The following is a 17,713-nucleotide window of genomic DNA, read 5'->3' on the forward strand; positions in this document are numbered from 1 at the left end:
TGGGGATGGTCGGTTCGCTCACACCGCCCGGCAGGGCGGGGCCGAAGACGGCTCCGCCCGCGTCCCGGCGGGGACGCGGGCGGAGAGACGAGCGCGGTCAGCGCTGGAACTGCACCGGCCCGGCGCTGCGGGCCATCTGCTCCAGGCGGGCCACCCGCTGCTCCATCGGCGGGTGGGTGGCGAACATGGCGGCGATGCCGCCACCCCGCTTGAACGGGTTGTCGATCATCAGGTGGGCGGTGCTGGTGAGCTGGCCCTGCGGCGGCAGCGGGCGCATCTGCGTACCCATGTGGATCTTGCGCAGGGCGCTGGCCAGGGCCAGCGGGTCCCGGCTCAGCTCCGCGCCGGACTGGTCGGCCTGGTACTCGCGGCTCCGGCTGATCGCCAACTGGATCAGGGTGGCCGCGATCGGGCCGAGGATCAGGGTGAGCAGCAGCACGGCCGGGTTCGGGCCATCCTCGTCGTCGGAGGAGCCCAGCGGGATGAACCAGGCGATGTTGGCCAGCATGGTGATGATGCCGGCCAGACCGGCCGCCACGCTGGAGATCAGGATGTCCCGGTTGTAGACGTGGGACAGCTCGTGCCCGATCACGCCGCGCAACTCGCGGTAGTCGAGGATCTCCACGATCCCCTGGGTGACGCAGACCGCCGCGTGCTGCGGGTTACGCCCGGTCGCGAACGCGTTGGGCTGGGCGGTGGGGCTGACGTACAGGCGGGGCATCGGCTGGCCCGCCTGGGTGGACAGCTCACGGACCATCCGGTACAGCTCGGGGAACTGTGCCTCGCTGACCGGTTGCGCCCCCATCGAGCGCAGTGCGAGCTTGTCGGAGTAGAAATAGGTCACGCCGTTCATCAGCAACGAGACGACGACGGCGATGACGAGGCCACCGCTCCCGCCGAACCAGTAGCCGACCGCGAGGATCAGCGAGGTCAACAGGCCGAGCAGTGCTGCGGTCTTCAGACGGTTGTGATGCACGATCGCTCCTTCGGTGCGCGGATCCACGCGGGGCCCGCTGACCGGTTCAACACCACCGGTACCCGTCAACCATCCCGCCCATTACTGAAAGTTGGCTGAGGATCCCTGTGCGACGGCTGTGCCGGCTGGACACCGAGGGACAAACCGCCGCTCAGCGGGCGGCCAGGTCCAGCACCAACTGCGGCGCGAAGCCCACCACCACGGCGAGGGCGGTGGCCACCCCGAGGGCCGCGACCACCGTCCGGGCCGGCCGCGCGGTGGCCGGGCCGGGTGCCGCGTAGAGGGTGGCCACCAGGCGCAGGTAGTAGGCCAGGCCGAGCACCGTGTTCACCGCCACCACCAGGGCGAGCCAACCGGCGTGCCCGGCCAGCAGGGCCCGGACCACGGTCACCTTGGCGAACAGGCCGGCCAGCCCCGGCGGCAGCCCGGCCAGCCCGACCAGCGCGAGCGCGAACGCCCCACCCACCAAGGGGTGGCGGCGGGCCGCCCCGCGCAGGTCGGCGAGGATGCCACCGTCGCCGTCCGCCGGTCGAAGCGCCACCACCGCCGCGAAGGCGGCCAGTTCCAGCAGCACGAAAAAGACGAGATACGCGACGGCCGCCGCGTACGCCGCGGTGCGGGCGTCGGCGGTGCGGCCGGCGGCCAGCGCCAACGCGCCCAGCGGGGCGAGGACGTAGCCGGCCTGGGCCACCGAGGACCAGGCGAGCAGCCGGACCGTGCGCCGCTGGCGCAGCGCCACCAGGTTGCCCACGGTCATGGTGAGCACGGCGAGCAGGGCCAGCACCGGCCCGGTGACGGTGGCCGGCAGGGCGCGCTGGACCACCGCGAGCAGGGCCACCACCCCGCCCAGCTTCGACGCCGTCGACAGGTACGCGGCGACCGGCAGCGGCGCGCCGTCGTAGGTGGCCGGGGCCCAGGCGTGGAACGGCACGGCGGCGACCTTGAACGCCAACCCGACCACCACCAGCGCCACGGCCACCGTGGTGAGCGGCAGATCGCGCGCCTCGGCGCTGGCGGCGAGGGTGGCGCCGAGCCGGTCCAGGTGCAGGCTGCCGGTCACCGCGTAGAGCAGCGCCGCGCCGAGCAGGGTCAGGGCGGTGGCCACCACGCTGACCACGAAGAAGGTGACCGCCGCCTCGGCACCGGCCAGGCTGCCCCGGCGCAGCCCGACCAGGACGTAGAGCGGCAGGGTGAGCGTCTCCAGCGCCACCACCAGGGTGATCAGGTCGCCGGCCGCGCCGAGCAGCACGCCGCCGGTCATCGCGCAGGCGAGCAGGAAGCAGTATTCCCCCACCGGAATCCGGCCGGCCCGCAGCAGCGGACCCGACAACGCCAGCACGCCGAGGGTGAGCAGGGTGACGACCGCCGCGACCAGGGCCGCGCGCCCGCCGAACACGTACGAGCAGTCGGTGCCGACGCAGAAGGTGCGCCGCTCGTCCCCCGTACCGACCAGGGCCGCGCCGAGCGCGGTGGCCGCCGCGCCGGTGGCGGCGACGGCCACGGTGACGGCGGCCCGCGCCACCAGCAGGTCGGCCAGGAGCACGAGTACGGCGGTGCCGGCGGCCAGGTACGCCGGCAGCAGCGCCACGTGATCCACGCTCTGCACCAGACTCATCCGGGCTCACCTTCGTTCGCGACTGCGGGGCTCCGCTCCGCTGCACTCCTCGCGCTCACCGCAGCTCACCTTCGTTCGCGACTGCGGGGCTCCGCTCCGCCGCACTCCGCGCGCTCAATCGAAGACCGCCAGCAGGGCGTTGACCGGGCCGGTGGCGTAGGACAGCACGAGGGCCGGGGCCAGGCCGACGGCGAGGGCGAGGAGCACCAGCGGTGCCCAGGCGGTGAGCTCCGCCCCGGCCAGCCCCGGCGCGAGCCGCCCCACCGCCGGGCTGGGCCGCCCGTGGCTGACCCGGCGCAGCAGCCGCAGGAAGTACGCGGCGGTCAGCGCCCCGCCGAGCGCGGCCAGCACCGCGAGCGTGGTCCAGAGCCCGCCACCGCGCCGGACGGCGGCGATCACGGCGAACGCCTCGCCCCAGAAGCCGGCCAGCCCGGGCAGCCCCAGCGAGGCGACCGCCGCGAAGCCGAGCAGCCCGGCCAGCCGGGGCGCCGTCTCCCGCAGCCCGGACAGGTCCGCGAGCGACCCGGTGTGGGTACGGTCCTTGATCGCCCCGGCCAGGAAGAAGAGCAGGCCGGTGATCACGCCGTGCGCGATGTTGCCGATCAGCGCGGCCTGCAGGCCGGTGGCGGTGAGCGTGGCCACCCCGAGCAGCACGAAGCCCATGTGCCCCACGCTGGAGTACGCGATCAGCCGCTTCAGCTCGTCCTGCGCGAGGCAGACCAGGGACCCGACGAGGATCGCCGCCACGGCGAGCACCCCGAGCACCGGGGCGGCCCACCGGGCGCCCTCCGGGGCCACCCCGACCGCCACCCGGATCAGGCCGTACGTGCCCATCTTGAGCAGCACCCCGGCGAGGATCACGCTGCCGACGGTAGGCGCCTGGGTGTGCGCGTCGGGCAACCAGGAGTGCAGCGGCCAGAGCGGGCTCTTCACCGCGAACGCCAGTGCCAGCAGGGTGAACGCGGCGAGCTGGGTGCCCCGGGAGAGCCCGGACCCGCCGGTCAGCGCCACCACGTCCGCGGTGCCCGCGGCGGCGACCACCACGTAGACGCCGACCAGCAGCAGCACCGAACCGAAGAGGGTGTAGAGGACGAACTTGCGGGCCGCCCGCCGCCGGTCCTCGCCACCCCAGCCGGCGATGATCGCGTACATCGGGAGGAGGACGACCTCGAAGAAGAGGAAGAAGAGCACCAGGTCGAGGGCGAGGAAGGTGCCCAGGATGCCCACCTCGACCACCAGCAGCAGCGCGACCAGGGCCCGGCCACTGCCACCGCCCGCGGGCACCCGCCACAGCGTGTAGCCGCAGCAGAGCAGGGTGAGCAGCGCGGTCAGCACCACCAGCGGCCAGGAGATGCCGTCCACCCCGAGGTGGAAGCGCAGGTCCAGGCCGGGCACCCAGGGCAGGTCGAGCTGGTGCCAGGGCTGCACGGCCGGCCGCGGCCCGTAGCCGAACCAGCCGTGGTCCCCGCCGAGGAGCGGCAGCGTGGCGAGCAGCGCCAGCCCCGCAGCGGCGGTGCCGACCAGGCGCCCCGCCCGGTCACCGGGGGTGGCGGCCGCCGCGACCGCGCCCAGCGCGGGCAGCGCGAGGACCGCGACCAGCAGGAACTCCCCGAACGTCATGAGGCCACTCCGATCAGGGCGACGGCGAGGCCGATGAGCAGGGCGCCGGCCAGCACGCCGGCCGCCGCGCGCGGCAGCGCCGCCCGGTGCAGGGCGGCCAGCCCGCCGCCCAACTCGACGGCGGCCCGGCCGCTCCCCTCCACCAGGCCGTCCACCCCGACCTCGTCCCCGGCACGCGCGGCCCGGGCGAGCGCGGTCGTCGGGCGTACCACGAGGGCGTGCTGGACGTCGTCGAGCCGGAACGCCCGGGCGAAGGCCGGCCGCAGCGGACCCAGGAAGCGGGCCGGGTCGGCGGCCGGGTCGCGACGCCAGCCGGCCCAGGCGATGCCCGCCCCGACCAGCAGCAACACCAGCGGCAGCAGCAGGTTCGGCGCGAGGTGGACCAGCTCGACGGCCTCCCTGCTGCGGTCGGCCGGCTCGCGGAGGCGGTCGGCGAACCACGGCGCGAAGGCGGCCAGGCCGAGCAGCGCGGCGGGGACCGCGAGCAGCACCACCGGCCAGCGCAGCACGGCGGGCGGGTCGTGCGGGTGGGCCAGCGGGAGCCGGGACGCACCGAGGAAGGCGCGCAGCAGCAGGCGGGTGGCGTACCAGGCGGTGACGGCGACGCCGAGCAGCCCGGCCAGCCAGACCAGCCAGCCGACCCAGGCGTAGCTCGGGCCGCTGCCCTCCAGCGCGGCGGCCTCGGCGGCGGCGAGCACGCCGTCCTTGCTCCAGAAGCCGGACAGCGGCGGCAGCCCGGCGAGCGCGCCGAGGCCGATCACCGTGCACCAGAAGGTCACCGGCATGGCTGTCCGGAGGCCGCCCATCCGGGACATCAGGGTGGTGCCGACGGCGTGGATCACCGCGCCGGCCGCGAGGAAGAGCAGCGCCTTGAACGCGGCGTGGGTGAGCAGGTGGAACAGCGCCGCCGCGGGCGCACCGACGGCGAGCGCCCCGGTCATGTAGCCGATCTGGGAGACCGTCGACCAGGCCAGCACCCGTTTGATGTCGTCCTGGGCGGTGGCCGCGAACGCGCCGAGCAGCAGCGTGATCGCCGCCATCACCCCGAGCACGGCCAGCGCGATCGGGGCCCGCTCGAACAGCGGGAAGAGCCGGGCGACCACGTACACGCCGGCGGCGACCATGGTGGCGGCGTGGATCAGCGCGGAGATCGGGGTGGGACCGGCCATCGCGTCCGGCAGCCAGGTGTGCAGCGGGAACTGGGCGCTCTTGCCCGCCACCCCGGCGAGCAGCAGCAGGCACGCGGCGGTGAGCGTCGCGGTGGAGTAGTCGTGGGCCAGCACGTCCGCGATCCGGAAGCTGCCCGCGCCGACGCCCAGCAGCGCGATGCCGAGCAGGAAGCCGACGTCCCCCACCCGGGTGACCAGGAACGCCTTCACCGCGGCGGCCGGCGCCTCGGGCAGCCGCCGGTCGTGGGCGATGAGCAGGTAGGAGCAGAGGCCCATCACCTCCCAGCCGACCAGCAGCAGGATCAGGTCCCCGGCGACCACCACGGTCAGCATCGCGGCGGTGAACAGGCTGATCTGCGCCGCGTACGGCGGGTAGCGGTGGTCCACCTCGACGTCGTCGTGCGGCCCGCGCTTCAGGTAGCCGATCGAGTAGACCTGCACGGCCAGGGCCACCGCGGCCACCGCCGTGGCGACCAGCACCGCCACCCCGTCCAGCCGGTAGCCGAGGGTGACCGTCAGTCCGCCGAGGTCGACCCAGGTGGTGGCGCCCTCGACCGGGCGGTCCACCCGGACCAGCAGGGCCACCGCCGCCAGCAGCGCCAGCGCCGCGCCGGCCACGCCGAGCGCGATCGCCACCCGCCGGGCCCGGTCCTCTCCGGTCGCCGCGCCCCTGGGCGACGGCGGCAGCAGCAACCCGACCAGACCCACCAGCAGGGGTACGCCCGGCAACGCCGCCGCGAGCAGTCCGGTCACTTCTCCCCCTCCGGCGCGTCGGTGGCCGGCCCGTCCGACGGCGCGCCGGGCGAGCCGGTGAGACGTGCCGCCGTCGCGCCGGCAGGCACGGGCGCCGGCGGCTCGGCCAACGGCACATCGTCGACGGTCACGCTGGCCCGCAGCCGGTAGAGCTGGAGCACGATGGCCAGCCCCACGCCGATCTCGGCGGCGGCGAGCACGATCACGAAGAGCGCGAAGACCTGGCCGGAGTGCGGCAGCTGGGCCCGGACCGTGGTGTCGGCGGTGACCAGGATCAGGTTCACCGCGTTCAGCATCAGCTCGACGGCCATCAGCACGAGGACGGCGTTGCGGCGGCGCAGCACGCCGTAGCCGCCGAGGCCGAACAGCAGCGCGGCGGTGACGTACGGGATGACCGGCCTCACGCGCGCCCGCCCTCGTCGGCCACCGCACCGGCCGGCTCGGGCCGGGCCGGCGGGCCGTCCGCCGGGCGGCGTTGGGCGCCGGGCCGGCCGATGTCGGTGCGGGACAGCACGATCGCGCCCACCAGGGCGGCGAGCAGCAGCACCGAGAGCAACTCGAAGGGCAGCACCCACGAGCGGAAGACCTGCTCGCCCAGCCGGTCGGCGGTGCCCGCGACGGGCAGGTCGACCCGGGACCAGCGGAACGCGTGGACCAGCAGCACGGCCAGCCCCAACCCGCTGCCGCCGCCGATCAGCGCGGCCGGCCAGCCCGGCCGGTCCAGGTCGTCGGAGGCGCCGATCGGGGCCCGGGTCAGCATCACCGCGAAGAGCAGCAGCACCACCACCGCGCCGACGTAGATCAGCACCTGCACCCAGGCCACCAGCTCGGCGGTGAGCACCAGGTAGTCGCCGGCCAGCGCGCCCAGGCAGACCACCAGCCAGAGGCCGGCCCGGACCAGGTGCCGGGTGCCCACCACCAGCGCGCCGGCGCCGACCGCCACCGCGCCGAGGGCCAGCAGCAGCACGTCCGCACCGGTCATGACGCGGCGCCTCCGCCCTGCTCGGTGCCGGGCTCCGGGCGTACCCGGGAAGGGGCCGGGCGCGGGGCGGGGCCGGCGGCCTTGCGGGCGGCGGTGGTCTCCTCCTTCGAGGGTTCGCCGTGCGGGTCGTGGGCCGGCGGTGGCGGGACCGTGCCCATCCACTCGCCGAGGTGGTCCTTGTCGTGCAGCAGGTCCTTGATGTCGTACTCGGCGTACTCGAACTCGGGCGACCAGTAGAGCGCGTCGAACGGGCAGACCTCGACGCAGATGCCGCAGTACATGCAGAGCGAGAAGTCGATGTCGAACCGGTCGAGCACGTTGCGCTGGCGGGGACGGGCGGCGCCGGGGACCGCCACCTCCTCCTTGTGCGAGTCGATGTAGATGCACCAGTCCGGGCACTCCCGGGCGCAGAGCATGCAGACCGTGCAGTTCTCCTCGAGCAGCGCGATCACCCCGCGCGAGCGGGGTGGCAGCTCGGGGGCGACGTCCGGGTACTGCTGGGTGGTCGAGCGGCGGGTCATCGTCCGCAGGGTGACCGCCAACCCCTTCGCCAGCCCCTGACCAGGCAGGCCACTGCGCTCGCTCACGCCGTCGCCTCGCTTCGCTCGCCGTCGTCCTGCGGTGCTTCCGCGTCGAGCTGGCTGAATCGCTCGCTGCGCTCGCTCATGCCGCCCATCCTGCCCTGTGTCTCCGGCACGCGCGACCACCACCCGCGCCTCCGCCGGATCACTCCCCAGTCGCGGCGAGCCCCGACGGGGGCGGGAGCATCTCGACGCCGAGCTGCTGGAGGACCTGGAACAGCTCGTTGACGCTCCACACGTCCACGATCCGGCCGCTGTCGTCGAAGCGCAGGAAGGTCGCCCCCGAGTAGCTGACCACCCGGCCGGTCGGCGGCACCGGCCCGAACTGCCCGGCCTGGGTGCCGGCGGCGCGCCAGTGCACGGCCACCCGCGCACCGGAGGCCACCACCTCGACGATCTTGTAGCGCAGGTCCGGGAAGGACGCCCGGCGGTCCCGGTGCCAGGCCAGGGCGGCCGCCGGCCCGGTCCCGCCCAGCCCCGGGCAGTCCTCGGCGACCAACTCGTACGCGGTCTCCTCGCGGGTCGCGTTCCACACGTCGGCGATGAAGCGCCGGGCCACGGCCTCCACATCGGTCACCGCGGCAGCCTAGCCCCCGCGTCCGGCGGCGGGCCTGCCGCACGGGGCGGGAACGACCATGATGGGACAAAGAGACAGCGACAGGAGGCGGCGTGACTCAGAGCGGCGACGAGATCCTGAACCGGACCGGCGGGAAGTACGTCGAGCCGGGCGGCGAGTTCACCCGGGACCAGCGTTACATCGCCACCCGGATCACCGCGGACGGGCGGGACGGCTGGCCGGTGGAGTCCGGCCGTTACCGGCTCGCGGTGAGCCGGGCCTGCCCGTGGGCGAACCGGCTGATCATCGTCCGCCGGCTGCTCGGGCTGGAGGACGCGATCTCGATGGCGGTGGCCGGGCCGACCCACGACGCCCGGAGCTGGACCTTCGACCTGGACCCGGGCGGGGTGGACCCCGTGCTCGGCATTCCGCGGCTGGCCGAGGCGTACTTCAAGCGCTTCCCCGGCTACGAGCGGGGCATCACCGTGCCGGCGATCGTGGACGTGCCGACCGGGCAGGTGGTCACCAACGACTACGCCCAGATGAGCCTGGACCTGTCCACCGAGTGGACCGCCTACCACCGCGAGGGCGCGCCGGAGCTGTACCCGGAGCGGCTGCGGGACGAGATCGACGAGGTCAACGCTGTGGTGTTCAAGGACGTGAACAACGGCGTCTACCGGTGCGGCTTCGCCGGCAGCCAGGAGGCGTACGAGACCGCGTACCGCCGGCTCTTCGACCGGCTCGACTGGCTGAGCGAGCGGCTGAGCGGGCAGCGCTACCTCGTCGGCGACACCATCACCGAGGCGGACGTGCGGCTGTTCACGACCCTGGTCCGCTTCGACCCGGTCTACCACGGCCACTTCAAGTGCAACCGGCAGAAGCTGACCGAGATGCCGGTGCTCTGGGCATACACCCGGGACCTGTTCCAGACCCCCGGCTTCGGCGACACCGTCGACTTCGACCACATCAAGCGGCACTACTACGAGGTGCACCGGGACATCAACCCGACCGGGATCGTGCCGCTCGGCCCGGACCTGTCGGGCTGGCTCACCCCGCACGGCCGGGAGGCCCTGGGCGGTCGCCCCTTCGGCGACGGCACCCCGCCCCCGCCGCCGGCCGAGCCGGTCGACCCCGCCCACACCCCGCTGCGGGTCGGCTGACCGTCGAAGGGCCGTCCGTCACGCGGGGGCCCTTCCTCACATGACCAGCCGGACGGCCGCGGTCAGGACGAGCTGGGCGAGGGCCAGCGGGACGAGCACCAGCCAGCAGAGCCGCTGGAGCTGGTCCTCGCGCAGCCGCGGGTACGACACCCGGAGCCAGATGATCACGAACGCCACGGCGAAGACCTTGAGCAGGGTCCACAACCAGCCCAACTGGGCGTCCGCGAACGGGCCCTGCCAGCCGCCGAGGAAAAGCACGGTGGTCAGCGCGGCGATCACCACGATGCCGACGTACTCGGCGAGCAGGAAGAACGCGAAGCGCAGGCCCGTGTATTCGGTCATGTAGCCGAAGACCAGCTCGGAGTCGGCCACCGGCATGTCGAACGGCGGCCGCCGGATCTCCGCCAGCCCGGCGACGAAGAAGATCACCATCGCCGGCGCCTGCCAGAGCAGCCACCACGGCCGCCACGCCTCGACGATCCCGGGCAGGCTGAGCGTCCCCGCCGCCATCGCCACCGACGCGGCGGCCAGCACCAGCGGCAGCTCGTAGCCGAGCAGTTGGGCGGCGCCGCGCAGCCCGCCGAGCAGGCTGTACTTGTTGGCCGAGGCCCAGGCCGACATCAGCACCGCGAGCACGCCGATGCCGACCACGGCCAGCACGAAGAACAGGCCGATGTCCAGCGGCTGCCCGACCAGGTCGCCCGGGCCGAGCGGGATCACCAGCAGGGCGAGCAGGTACGGCACCAGGGCCACCGCCGGGGCCAGCCGGAACACCGGCCGGTCCGCGTCGCGCGGGGTGACGTCCTCCTTCTGCACGAACTTGATGCCGTCGGCGACGAGCTGCGCCCAGCCGTGGAAGCCGCCCGCGTACATCGGGCCGAGCCGGCCCTGCATGTGCGCCATGACCTTGTGCTCGGCCTGCCCGACGATCAGCGGCAGGGTGAGGAAGGCGACCAGCACGCCAGCCACCCGGATGACCAGCTCCAGCCAGGCGGGCATCAGGCGTCCCCCTCCTCGGGCGCGGGCTCGGCGGCCGGCTCCTGCCGGGCCGGGCCCGTCGGCCGCTCCCCGGGCGTCGGCCGGCCGGACGGCCCGGACTCGGCCGCTGGCAGGTCTGCCGGCTCCTGCCGGGCCGGGCCGGTCGGCCGCTCGCCTGGTGTCGGCCGGGCCGGACCCGCCGGTCGCTCCGCGGTGGTGGGCCGGGCCGGGCGCTCGCCCGGGGCGGGGCGGGGCGGGCGTTCCCGGGCCGGGCGGGCGGGCGTACCCCCGCGCGGGCCCTCGCCCATCCCGGCCGCGCCGGCGGGCGTGGGCGTCGTCCCCCACTCGCCCGGCGCCGGTACGCCCGGCGGGCGAATCGGCCGGCGACCGCCGCCCGCCTCCGACTCCCCCGGTTCCTTGGCGCCCGGCCAGGGCTTGGCGACCCGGGAGGCGAGCACGAACTCCTTGCGCAGCGGATGCCCCTCGAACTCCGGCGGCAGCAGCAGCGGCTTGAGGTCCGGATGCCCGTCGAACCGGATGCCGAACATCTCGTGCGTCTCCCGCTCGTGCCAGGAGGCGCCGGGGAAGATGCCCACGACCGAGGCGAGCCGCGGCTCCGCTCGCGGCACCCGCGTCCGCAGCAGCACGCCGTGCCGGCGGCTCGTCGACCACAGGTGGGCGACCACGTCGAAGCCGTCGGCCAGCTCGTCCACAGCCGAGAGCCAGTCGAAGTAGTCACAGGCCAACTCGGCGTCGTCGCGGACGGCCCGCACCGCGTCCTGCCAGGCGTCCGGCGGTACGTCGACCGTCGCACGGGCGTGCGCCTCGCCACCCGAGCGCCCCACGGTCACCGCGTCCTCGGCCAATCCGGCCGCCCGCAGGAGCACGCTGCGCGCCCGGTCACCGACCTCTTCCGGCGTCATGCCCGCGATCCTACGGGCCACCGGCGTGGACGGACCGCCTCAGGCCGGGCAGCTGACAGGCTGCACTGCCGCTCCCCGCCGCCCGATCCCGGCGTGGCCGGGTCCCCGCCCGCCACCAACCACGCGCCCGAGCACCCGGCGGCTCGTCCGGCCGCACCGGGCCGGGCTTGGCGGTTTCGACACCGGGGCCACGCCCGCAGGAAAGAATTGAGCGGTGCGTGCTGTGACTGTGACTCCCGGCGTCCCGAACTCGCTGCAGCTGACCGAGGACTGGCCCGAGCCCGCCCCCGAGGAGGGCGCGATCCTGGTCGAGGCGCTGGCCGTGGGCATCTGCGGCACCGACCACGAGATCATCTCCGGCGCATACGGGGAGGCGCCGCCCGGACAGGAGCGGCTGGTGCTCGGCCACGAGGCGCTGGGTCGGGTCCTGGAGGATCCCACCGGCACCCTCCAGCCCGGCGACCTGGTGGCCGGCATCGTCCGGCGCCCCGACCCGGTGCCCTGCCCGAACTGCGCGGTGGACGAGTGGGACATGTGCCGCAACGGGCAGTACACCGAGCACGGCATCAAGGGACTCTCCGGGTACGCCCGGGACCGGTGGCGGGTGCAGCCGAAGTTCGCCGTCGGCCTGGACCCCTGCCTCGCCTCAGTGGGGATGCTGCTGGAACCGACCAGCGTGGTGGCGAAGGCCTGGGACCACATCGAGCGGATCGGCCGCCGCGCCGAGTGGAAGCCGCAGACCGTGCTGGTGACCGGGGCCGGGCCGATCGGTCTGCTGGCCGCGCTGCTCGCCACCCAGCGCGAGCTGTCGGTGCACGTGCTGGACCGGGCCACCACCGGGCCGAAGCCGGACCTGGTCCGCTCGCTCGGCGCGACCTACCACACCTCCAAGGTGACCGAGCTGGACTTCGAGCCGGACGTGGTGGTGGAGTGCACCGGCGCGCCGGTGGTGGTGCTGGACGCGATGTTCCAGGCCGGGCCGACCGGCATCGTCTGCCTGACCGGGGTGTCCAGCGGCGGCCGGACCATCGACCTCGACGCGGGAGCCCTCAACCGCGACCTGGTGCTGGAGAACAACGTGGTCTTCGGCTCGGTGAACGCCAACCGGCGGCACTGGGAACTGGCCGCCGAGGCCCTCACCCGGGCCGACCAGGGCTGGCTGAACTCGCTGATCAGCCGCCGGGTGCCGGTGGAGGCGTACGCCGACGCGTACACCTCCGGACCGGACGACATCAAGGTGGTGGTGGACTTCACGACCTGAGCCGGCGGCCGGCGGGCGGGTCAGCTGCCGGGCAGCCGGCCGTTGCGGAACAGGTCCACGAAGAGCTGGTGGTCCTCGCGGGCTCGGATCCCGTACGCCTGCGCGAAGTCGACCAGGTATTGGACGAAGCCCGGCGCGTCGGCGTCGACCGCGGCGACGATCGCCTCCTCGGTGGAGTAGTCGACCAGATCGTGGCTGGACTCGTCGTCGGCGACCGAGTGCATCCGGGCCACCGCCCGGCCGAGGTCGGTGAGCACCCCGGCGAGTTCCTCAGGCTCGTTGACGTCGGCCCAGTCCAGGTCGGCCGCGTACGGGGAGACCTCGGCGACGAGCTGGCCGACCCCGTCCAGCTCGGTGAACCCCACCCAGGGGTCGGCGTACGCCTGGAGCGCCCGCTGCGACTCGGCGGTCCGGTGCCCCTGGTGTCGGAAGTAGGACCGGACCCGCTCGTCGTCGATGTGCCGCGCCACCGCAGGCACCTGGGCCTGCTTCAGATAGATGACGACGTCGTTCTCCAGCGCCTGGGTGTGCCCCTCCAGCAACAGGTTGTAGGAGGGCAGCCCGGCCGAGCCGATGCCGACGCCCTTGCGCAGCACCACGTCCTTGATGTTGGCGGCGACCGGGCGGAGCCGGGCGGTCGCCGCCGGCAGGGTGGCCAGGTAGTCGTGGAACGCGGCACAGACCTTCTCCCGGGTCGCGGCGTCGACCTCGAAGACGCCGTCGCCGAGGGAGAACCGGCGGTCGTAGTTGTCGATGGTGGTCTGCTCGGCGAGCAGGTCCACCCGGGTGTTCAGTCGGGCCTGCTGGAGCACCCGGCGCAGCACGCCGTCGGCGTTCTCCAGGGTGATCGAGCCGATCGCGTCGTCCCCGCCGGCCGCGATGGCCCGCAGCTCGGTCAGGTACGACCGGGCGAAGCCGGTGACCAGGTCGCCGATCACCCGGTCGGAGAGCGCCTTCGCGTAGCCGAGCAGGGCCACACTGGCCGCGAAGCGCTTCAGGTCCCAGGAGAACGGCCCGACGTACGCCTCGTCGAAGTCGTTGACGTTGAACACCAGCTGCCCGGAGGCGTTCATGTAGGTGCCGAAGTTCTCGGCGTGCAGGTCGCCGTGGATCCACACCCGGCTGGTCCGGTCGTCGAGGTAGCGGTCGCTGGCGAAGTCGCCGCGCTGGTCGGCGTAGAAGAGTGAGGCACTGCCCCGGTAGAAGGCGAACGGCGAGGCGGCCATCTTGCGGAACTTGCGGCGGAACGCGGCCGGGTCGAGCGCTATCGACGCGCCGAACTCCTCGGTCAGCACGTCGACGATGAAGGCGGAGCGCTGGTCCGCGGACTGGGTCATGGCCCGCAGGCTAGACCGACCCCGCCACCTCAGCCGGCTGGCGGGCGGACCGGCGGCGCGGTGAGGGACTCCACCGGGCGCGGCGTGCTCTCCGCGGGCCGCGGGTCGACCGGCGGGGCGAGCCGGTCGGGGCGGGCCACCCCGCCGACGCCGGACTCCTCGGCGGCGATCTTCTCCTGCAGCCGGAGGATGCCGTGCAGCAGCGCCTCCGGACGCGGCGGGCAGCCGGGCACGTAGACGTCGACCGGGATGAGCTGGTCGACCCCCTTGGTCACCGAGTAGGAGTCCCAGTACGGCCCGCCGCAGTTGGAGCAGGCACCGAACGAGATGACGTACTTCGGCTCGGGCATCTGGTCGTAGAGCCGCTTCACCGCCGGGGCCATCTTGTCGGTGACCGTGCCGGAGACCACCATGAGGTCGGCCTGCCGGGGGCCGTGGGCGAACGGGATGACGCCGAGCCGCATGAAGTCGTGCCGGCCCATGCTGGTGGCGATGAACTCGATGGCGCAGCAGGCCAGCCCGAAGTTGAACACCCAGAGCGAGTAGCGGCGGCCCCAGTTCAGCACGAACCGGATCGGCTCGCCGAGCACCGCGGGAACCTGCACCTCGAGCCTCCCTCACCTGTCCTTGATGTGACAGTCAACCACAGGGCCGGAGGTGGAAACCTGTGCAACCAGTGCCCCGTCCGCGGCGTGTGACCGACGTGGAACGCACGGACGGTGATGCCGCACGGGGAGGATCAGATGACGGTGACGCGGGAGCCACGGCTGGGCGAGCCGCCACCCGACGGGACAGCGGACCGACCGGAGCGCCCGGCCCGGCCCGAGCGGATCGACTTCGACGGGTTCTACCACGCGCACTTCCGACCGCTGACGCTGCAGCTCGCCGCGTACTGCGGCGACCTGTCGCAGGCGCAGGACCTGGTCCAGGAGGCATTCTGCCGGGCGTTCGCCCGCTGGTCGCGGGTGTCCCGGTACGACGACCCGGTGGCCTGGGTACGCCGGGTCGCCTGGAACCTCGCCACCAGCCGCTGGCGACGGCTACGGACCGCCCAGTCCTGGCTGCGGCGGCAGCGGGAGGAGCACGCGCCCGGCCCGGATCCGGATCGCGTCGCGTTGACCGTGGCCCTGGCACAGCTGCCGGCCAACCAGCGCCGCGCGGTGGTGCTGCACTACCTGGCGGATCTCCCCGTCACGCAGATCGCGCAGCAGGAGGGCGTGCCGGACGGCACGGTCAAGTCCTGGCTGCACCGGGGCCGAGCGGCGCTGGCGGTCCAGCTGGCGGGTACGAGGGAGGTGACCAACCATGACTGAGTTCGAGGACATTCTGGTCGGCGGCGAGTTCGCCGCGTTCCGCGAGGCGTACGCCCCGGCGGTGCGACCGGCGGGAACGGATGCCGTACGGGAGACGGTGCGGCGTCGCCGCCGCCGTACCGCGGTCGCCGCCGCCACGGCCGTGGTGCTCGCTGTGGTGATCCCGGTGGGCGCGAATGCGGCCCTGGTCCGGCGTTCCGACCCCCCACCCGCACCGGCCCAGACCGGCGAGCCGACGCCGACGGAAACGCCGTCGCCCGCGCCGACCCCGAGTGTGGCCAGCAGCTCGCCGACCCCACCGGACGGCCGGATCAGCCGCAGCGACCTGCTTGCCGCCCGGGTCGACCTGCCGTCCTGGCCGTCCTACGTGCCGGAGACCTGCACCACCTCGGGCGTGACGCTGCGCCCGGGACCGATCGGGGAGTACCGGCCGGTACTCCTCGGGGACCCGGAGTACGGCGACCTGGACGGTGACGGCGCGGCCGACACCGTCGCCCTGCTGGGCTGCCGGATCGGCGAGGCGCAGGTGAAGCAGGTGGTGGCCTTCGACCGGGACACGGACGGGCGGATCACCACGATGGGCCAGATCGTCGGCACCCACGACGAGCTGGGCGACATCACCGACCTCACCATCGAGGACGCCGGGGCGGTCCGGGTGCGGGTGGCCGATCGGCAACCCTGCTGCGGCGAGTCGCCTGACCAGGTCCGGACCCAGTGGCGGACCTACGCCTGGGCCGGGGGGCGGTTCCGGCAGACCGCGGGGCCGGTCACCTTTCCGAGCAACGCTCCGACCAGCCCCGGGCCCGCCACCAGCAAGCCCGTCACAATCACGTTCACGATCACCGCCACCGAGTTGGTGTACGGGCCGCCGGACGCCGACGGCATGCGCCGCGGCACCAACACCGTGACGATCGTCAACACCGGCAACGGCACGGCCGAGTACCCGTTGATCATCTTCCCGCGGAACGGACGGGACGACCCGGTACACGGCGAGTGGGGGAAGGAGTGCCCCCGCGCGGAGGGCACGTCGAAGGGGGTCGCCTGCGTCAGCACCCCGCTGCGCGCCGGCGAGCGGCGCACCATCACCTTCCCGTTCCTCACCACGTCGAGCGGGCCCCCGGGGGAAGCCACCGTCCAGGTGGCGGCCGGCACGGGTCTGGGTGTGACGCTGCTGCCCGGCACCACCCCGACGACGGCGACCTTCTCCGTCTCGTTCAGCTGAAACAAAAGGACGCACGCGCCCTCCGGCCTGGCCCGACCCACCATCGACCGTCCGTCGGTCCACGGTGGAACGGCAGGGCCGGGCGGGCGCGTGCACGCACATCGTCCGGCGGCGGTTCCGGGGACCCTACGGGGCGAAAAGTCGCCGAAAAACCCGCTGCGGGCGCCGCAACCGGGTGGCGACCGAGCGCGTGTGACCGTTGCCAGGCCCACGGGGGCACGGGGAACAGGGAGGAACCTGATGACAAACGTACGGACGACCCGAGTCGCGCTGGCGCTCGGCGCCGCCTTCAGCCTGCTCGGCGCTGCGGGGGCGGTCGCGGCTGCGCCCGCATCGGCATCGGCGAAGACCACAGTGGTCACCCAGGGCACGGCGACCGCCACGGTCGGACCGCTGGTGCTGGAGCCGACCGAGCGCGGCTACCTCGGCCAGCAGGCCGTCACCGTGCGCAACACCGGCACCGCCGCCGGATACTTCCGGCTGCTGTTCCGCGAGCCGGTCGCCGGCTCCTTCGAGGTCTCCGACCCCGACCAGTTCTGCCAGTTCAACCGGGCTCACACCGCCGGACTCCAGGCCACCTACGAGTGCCAGCTCAACAGGATCGAGCCCGGTGCCGAGCTGACCTTCCAGCTGCGCTTCCGGGCGCTCACCGGCACCCGGCCGTACGCCATGCGGACGGAGGCCGGCCGCGTCGCCATCTCGGACGACTTCCGGTACGACGCGCCGTTCAGCGGCTACGGCCGCTTCGACGCCCTGTTCCGCTCGGCCAACGGGTCACTCCTGGGTGCCCGGCCGTACGCGCAGAACACGACGACGGACACGTCGGTCCGCCTGCACGGCGACGAGGTGGTGCTGACCCGCCAACCGGACGGCTGGTACCGGGGCCGGTTGACCGCGACCGTGCGATACGGCACGGACGCCCCGCTCAACTGGCTGACGGTGGAGACCGCCGTGCCGGACGACCTGGCGATCCTCACGGCAACGGACCCGACGGGTGGGCCGTGCTGGCGCTCCTGTGAGGTGCCCGGCGACGGGTTCATGCCAGGCGAGGAACGGACGTTCGACCTCCTCTTCGAGGCGGCGCCGGACAGCCGGCCGGGCGCGGTCGCGCAGGCGACCGGCATGCTCACCGCGAGCTGGTACCAGGCCCTGCCGGAGACCGACCCGGCGGACAACGCGGTGGCCTTCGGGGTGCACATCTCCGACGCCGGCTAGCCGACTCCGGACACCGCGGCCGCGTGTTCCGGGATGAGGTCCGCGACCACGG

General features: G+C 73.8%; 16 protein-coding genes and 1 pseudogene. 5 read left to right on the forward strand and 12 right to left on the reverse strand.

The window, feature by feature from the left end:
* Window positions 1-97 precede the first annotated feature (97 nt).
* The 8 genes from htpX to ACFYML_RS01145 all read right to left on the reverse strand — a co-directional run bounded on the left by htpX (window position 98) and on the right by ACFYML_RS01145 (window position 8,273).
* Complete coding sequence (gene htpX / locus ACFYML_RS01110; protein WP_387418675.1) at window positions 98-976, reverse strand: zinc metalloprotease HtpX; 879 nt, start codon at window positions 974-976, stop codon at window positions 98-100.
* Window positions 977-1,127: 151 nt separating this feature from the next.
* The gene (locus ACFYML_RS01115; RefSeq protein WP_387418676.1) at window positions 1,128-2,591 is read right to left on the reverse strand and encodes an NADH-quinone oxidoreductase subunit N; all 1,464 of its coding nucleotides are present in this window, start codon (window positions 2,589-2,591) and stop codon (window positions 1,128-1,130) included.
* Window positions 2,592-2,705: 114 nt separating this feature from the next.
* A complete protein-coding gene (locus ACFYML_RS01120) occupies window positions 2,706-4,211 on the reverse strand; it encodes a NuoM family protein (protein ID WP_387418678.1) in 1,506 nt (501 codons plus the stop codon).
* Window positions 4,208-6,133: an NADH-quinone oxidoreductase subunit L gene (locus tag ACFYML_RS01125; RefSeq protein WP_387418679.1), complete on the reverse strand. Its 1,926-nt coding sequence runs from the start codon at window positions 6,131-6,133 to the stop codon at window positions 4,208-4,210. The genes ACFYML_RS01120 and ACFYML_RS01125 overlap by 4 nt, the downstream gene beginning before the upstream one ends.
* Window positions 6,130-6,537 carry an NADH-quinone oxidoreductase subunit NuoK gene (gene nuoK, locus ACFYML_RS01130; RefSeq protein ID WP_387418680.1) on the reverse strand — a complete coding sequence of 136 codons (408 nt, stop codon included), beginning with the start codon at window positions 6,535-6,537 and terminating at the stop codon, window positions 6,130-6,132. The genes ACFYML_RS01125 and nuoK overlap by 4 nt, the downstream gene beginning before the upstream one ends.
* Complete coding sequence (locus tag ACFYML_RS01135) at window positions 6,534-7,115, reverse strand: NADH-quinone oxidoreductase subunit J (protein ID WP_387418681.1); 582 nt, start codon at window positions 7,113-7,115, stop codon at window positions 6,534-6,536. Before ACFYML_RS01135 ends, nuoK begins: the two co-directional genes overlap by 4 nt.
* The gene (locus tag ACFYML_RS01140; protein ID WP_387418682.1) at window positions 7,112-7,702 is read right to left on the reverse strand and encodes a NuoI/complex I 23 kDa subunit family protein; all 591 of its coding nucleotides are present in this window, start codon (window positions 7,700-7,702) and stop codon (window positions 7,112-7,114) included. Before ACFYML_RS01140 ends, ACFYML_RS01135 begins: the two co-directional genes overlap by 4 nt.
* A 139-nt stretch (window positions 7,703-7,841) precedes the next feature.
* Complete coding sequence (locus ACFYML_RS01145) at window positions 7,842-8,273, reverse strand: ester cyclase (protein ID WP_387418683.1); 432 nt, start codon at window positions 8,271-8,273, stop codon at window positions 7,842-7,844.
* A 92-nt stretch (window positions 8,274-8,365) separates the two neighbouring features.
* Between ACFYML_RS01145 and ACFYML_RS01150 the strand changes: the two genes are divergently transcribed.
* A complete protein-coding gene (locus ACFYML_RS01150) occupies window positions 8,366-9,412 on the forward strand; it encodes a glutathione S-transferase family protein (protein WP_387418684.1) in 1,047 nt (348 codons plus the stop codon).
* A 36-nt stretch (window positions 9,413-9,448) separates the two neighbouring features.
* Here ACFYML_RS01150 and nuoH read toward each other — a convergent pair whose 3' ends face one another.
* Both nuoH and ACFYML_RS01160 read right to left on the reverse strand, forming a co-directional pair.
* The gene (gene nuoH / locus ACFYML_RS01155; protein WP_357438271.1) at window positions 9,449-10,411 is read right to left on the reverse strand and encodes an NADH-quinone oxidoreductase subunit NuoH; all 963 of its coding nucleotides are present in this window, start codon (window positions 10,409-10,411) and stop codon (window positions 9,449-9,451) included.
* Window positions 10,412-10,671: 260 nt separating this feature from the next.
* A pseudogene (locus tag ACFYML_RS01160) lies at window positions 10,672-11,313 on the reverse strand (NADH-quinone oxidoreductase subunit C); the annotation flags it as partial.
* A gap of 214 nt (window positions 11,314-11,527) precedes the next feature.
* On the opposite strand from ACFYML_RS01160, the gene ACFYML_RS01165 reads away from it, so the two are divergent.
* On the forward strand, window positions 11,528-12,574 hold the full coding sequence (locus ACFYML_RS01165) for a glucose 1-dehydrogenase (protein ID WP_387418685.1): 1,047 nt from the start codon (window positions 11,528-11,530) through the stop codon (window positions 12,572-12,574).
* A gap of 20 nt (window positions 12,575-12,594) precedes the next feature.
* Here the strand turns inward: ACFYML_RS01165 and ACFYML_RS01170 are convergent, their stop codons facing one another.
* Window positions 12,595-13,911: a DUF2252 domain-containing protein gene (locus ACFYML_RS01170; RefSeq protein ID WP_387418686.1), complete on the reverse strand. Its 1,317-nt coding sequence runs from the start codon at window positions 13,909-13,911 to the stop codon at window positions 12,595-12,597.
* A gap of 29 nt (window positions 13,912-13,940) precedes the next feature.
* On the reverse strand, window positions 13,941-14,516 hold the full coding sequence (locus ACFYML_RS01175; protein ID WP_073837313.1) for an NADH-quinone oxidoreductase subunit B: 576 nt from the start codon (window positions 14,514-14,516) through the stop codon (window positions 13,941-13,943).
* A 138-nt stretch (window positions 14,517-14,654) separates the two neighbouring features.
* Here ACFYML_RS01175 and ACFYML_RS01180 point away from each other — a divergent pair, with 138 nt between their 5' ends.
* The 3 genes from ACFYML_RS01180 to ACFYML_RS01190 all read left to right on the forward strand — a co-directional run bounded on the left by ACFYML_RS01180 (window position 14,655) and on the right by ACFYML_RS01190 (window position 17,661).
* The gene (locus ACFYML_RS01180; protein ID WP_387418687.1) at window positions 14,655-15,224 is read left to right on the forward strand and encodes a SigE family RNA polymerase sigma factor; all 570 of its coding nucleotides are present in this window, start codon (window positions 14,655-14,657) and stop codon (window positions 15,222-15,224) included.
* On the forward strand, window positions 15,217-16,446 hold the full coding sequence (locus tag ACFYML_RS01185) for a hypothetical protein (RefSeq protein ID WP_387418688.1): 1,230 nt from the start codon (window positions 15,217-15,219) through the stop codon (window positions 16,444-16,446). The genes ACFYML_RS01180 and ACFYML_RS01185 overlap by 8 nt, the downstream gene beginning before the upstream one ends.
* Window positions 16,447-16,686: 240 nt before the next feature.
* Complete coding sequence (locus ACFYML_RS01190) at window positions 16,687-17,661, forward strand: hypothetical protein (RefSeq protein ID WP_387418689.1); 975 nt, start codon at window positions 16,687-16,689, stop codon at window positions 17,659-17,661.
* The last annotated feature ends 52 nt before the right edge of the window (window positions 17,662-17,713 follow it).

Origin of the sequence: Micromonospora sp. NPDC007230, assembly GCF_042869115.1 — a bacterium.
Taxonomy (GTDB): domain Bacteria; phylum Actinomycetota; class Actinomycetes; order Mycobacteriales; family Micromonosporaceae; genus Micromonospora.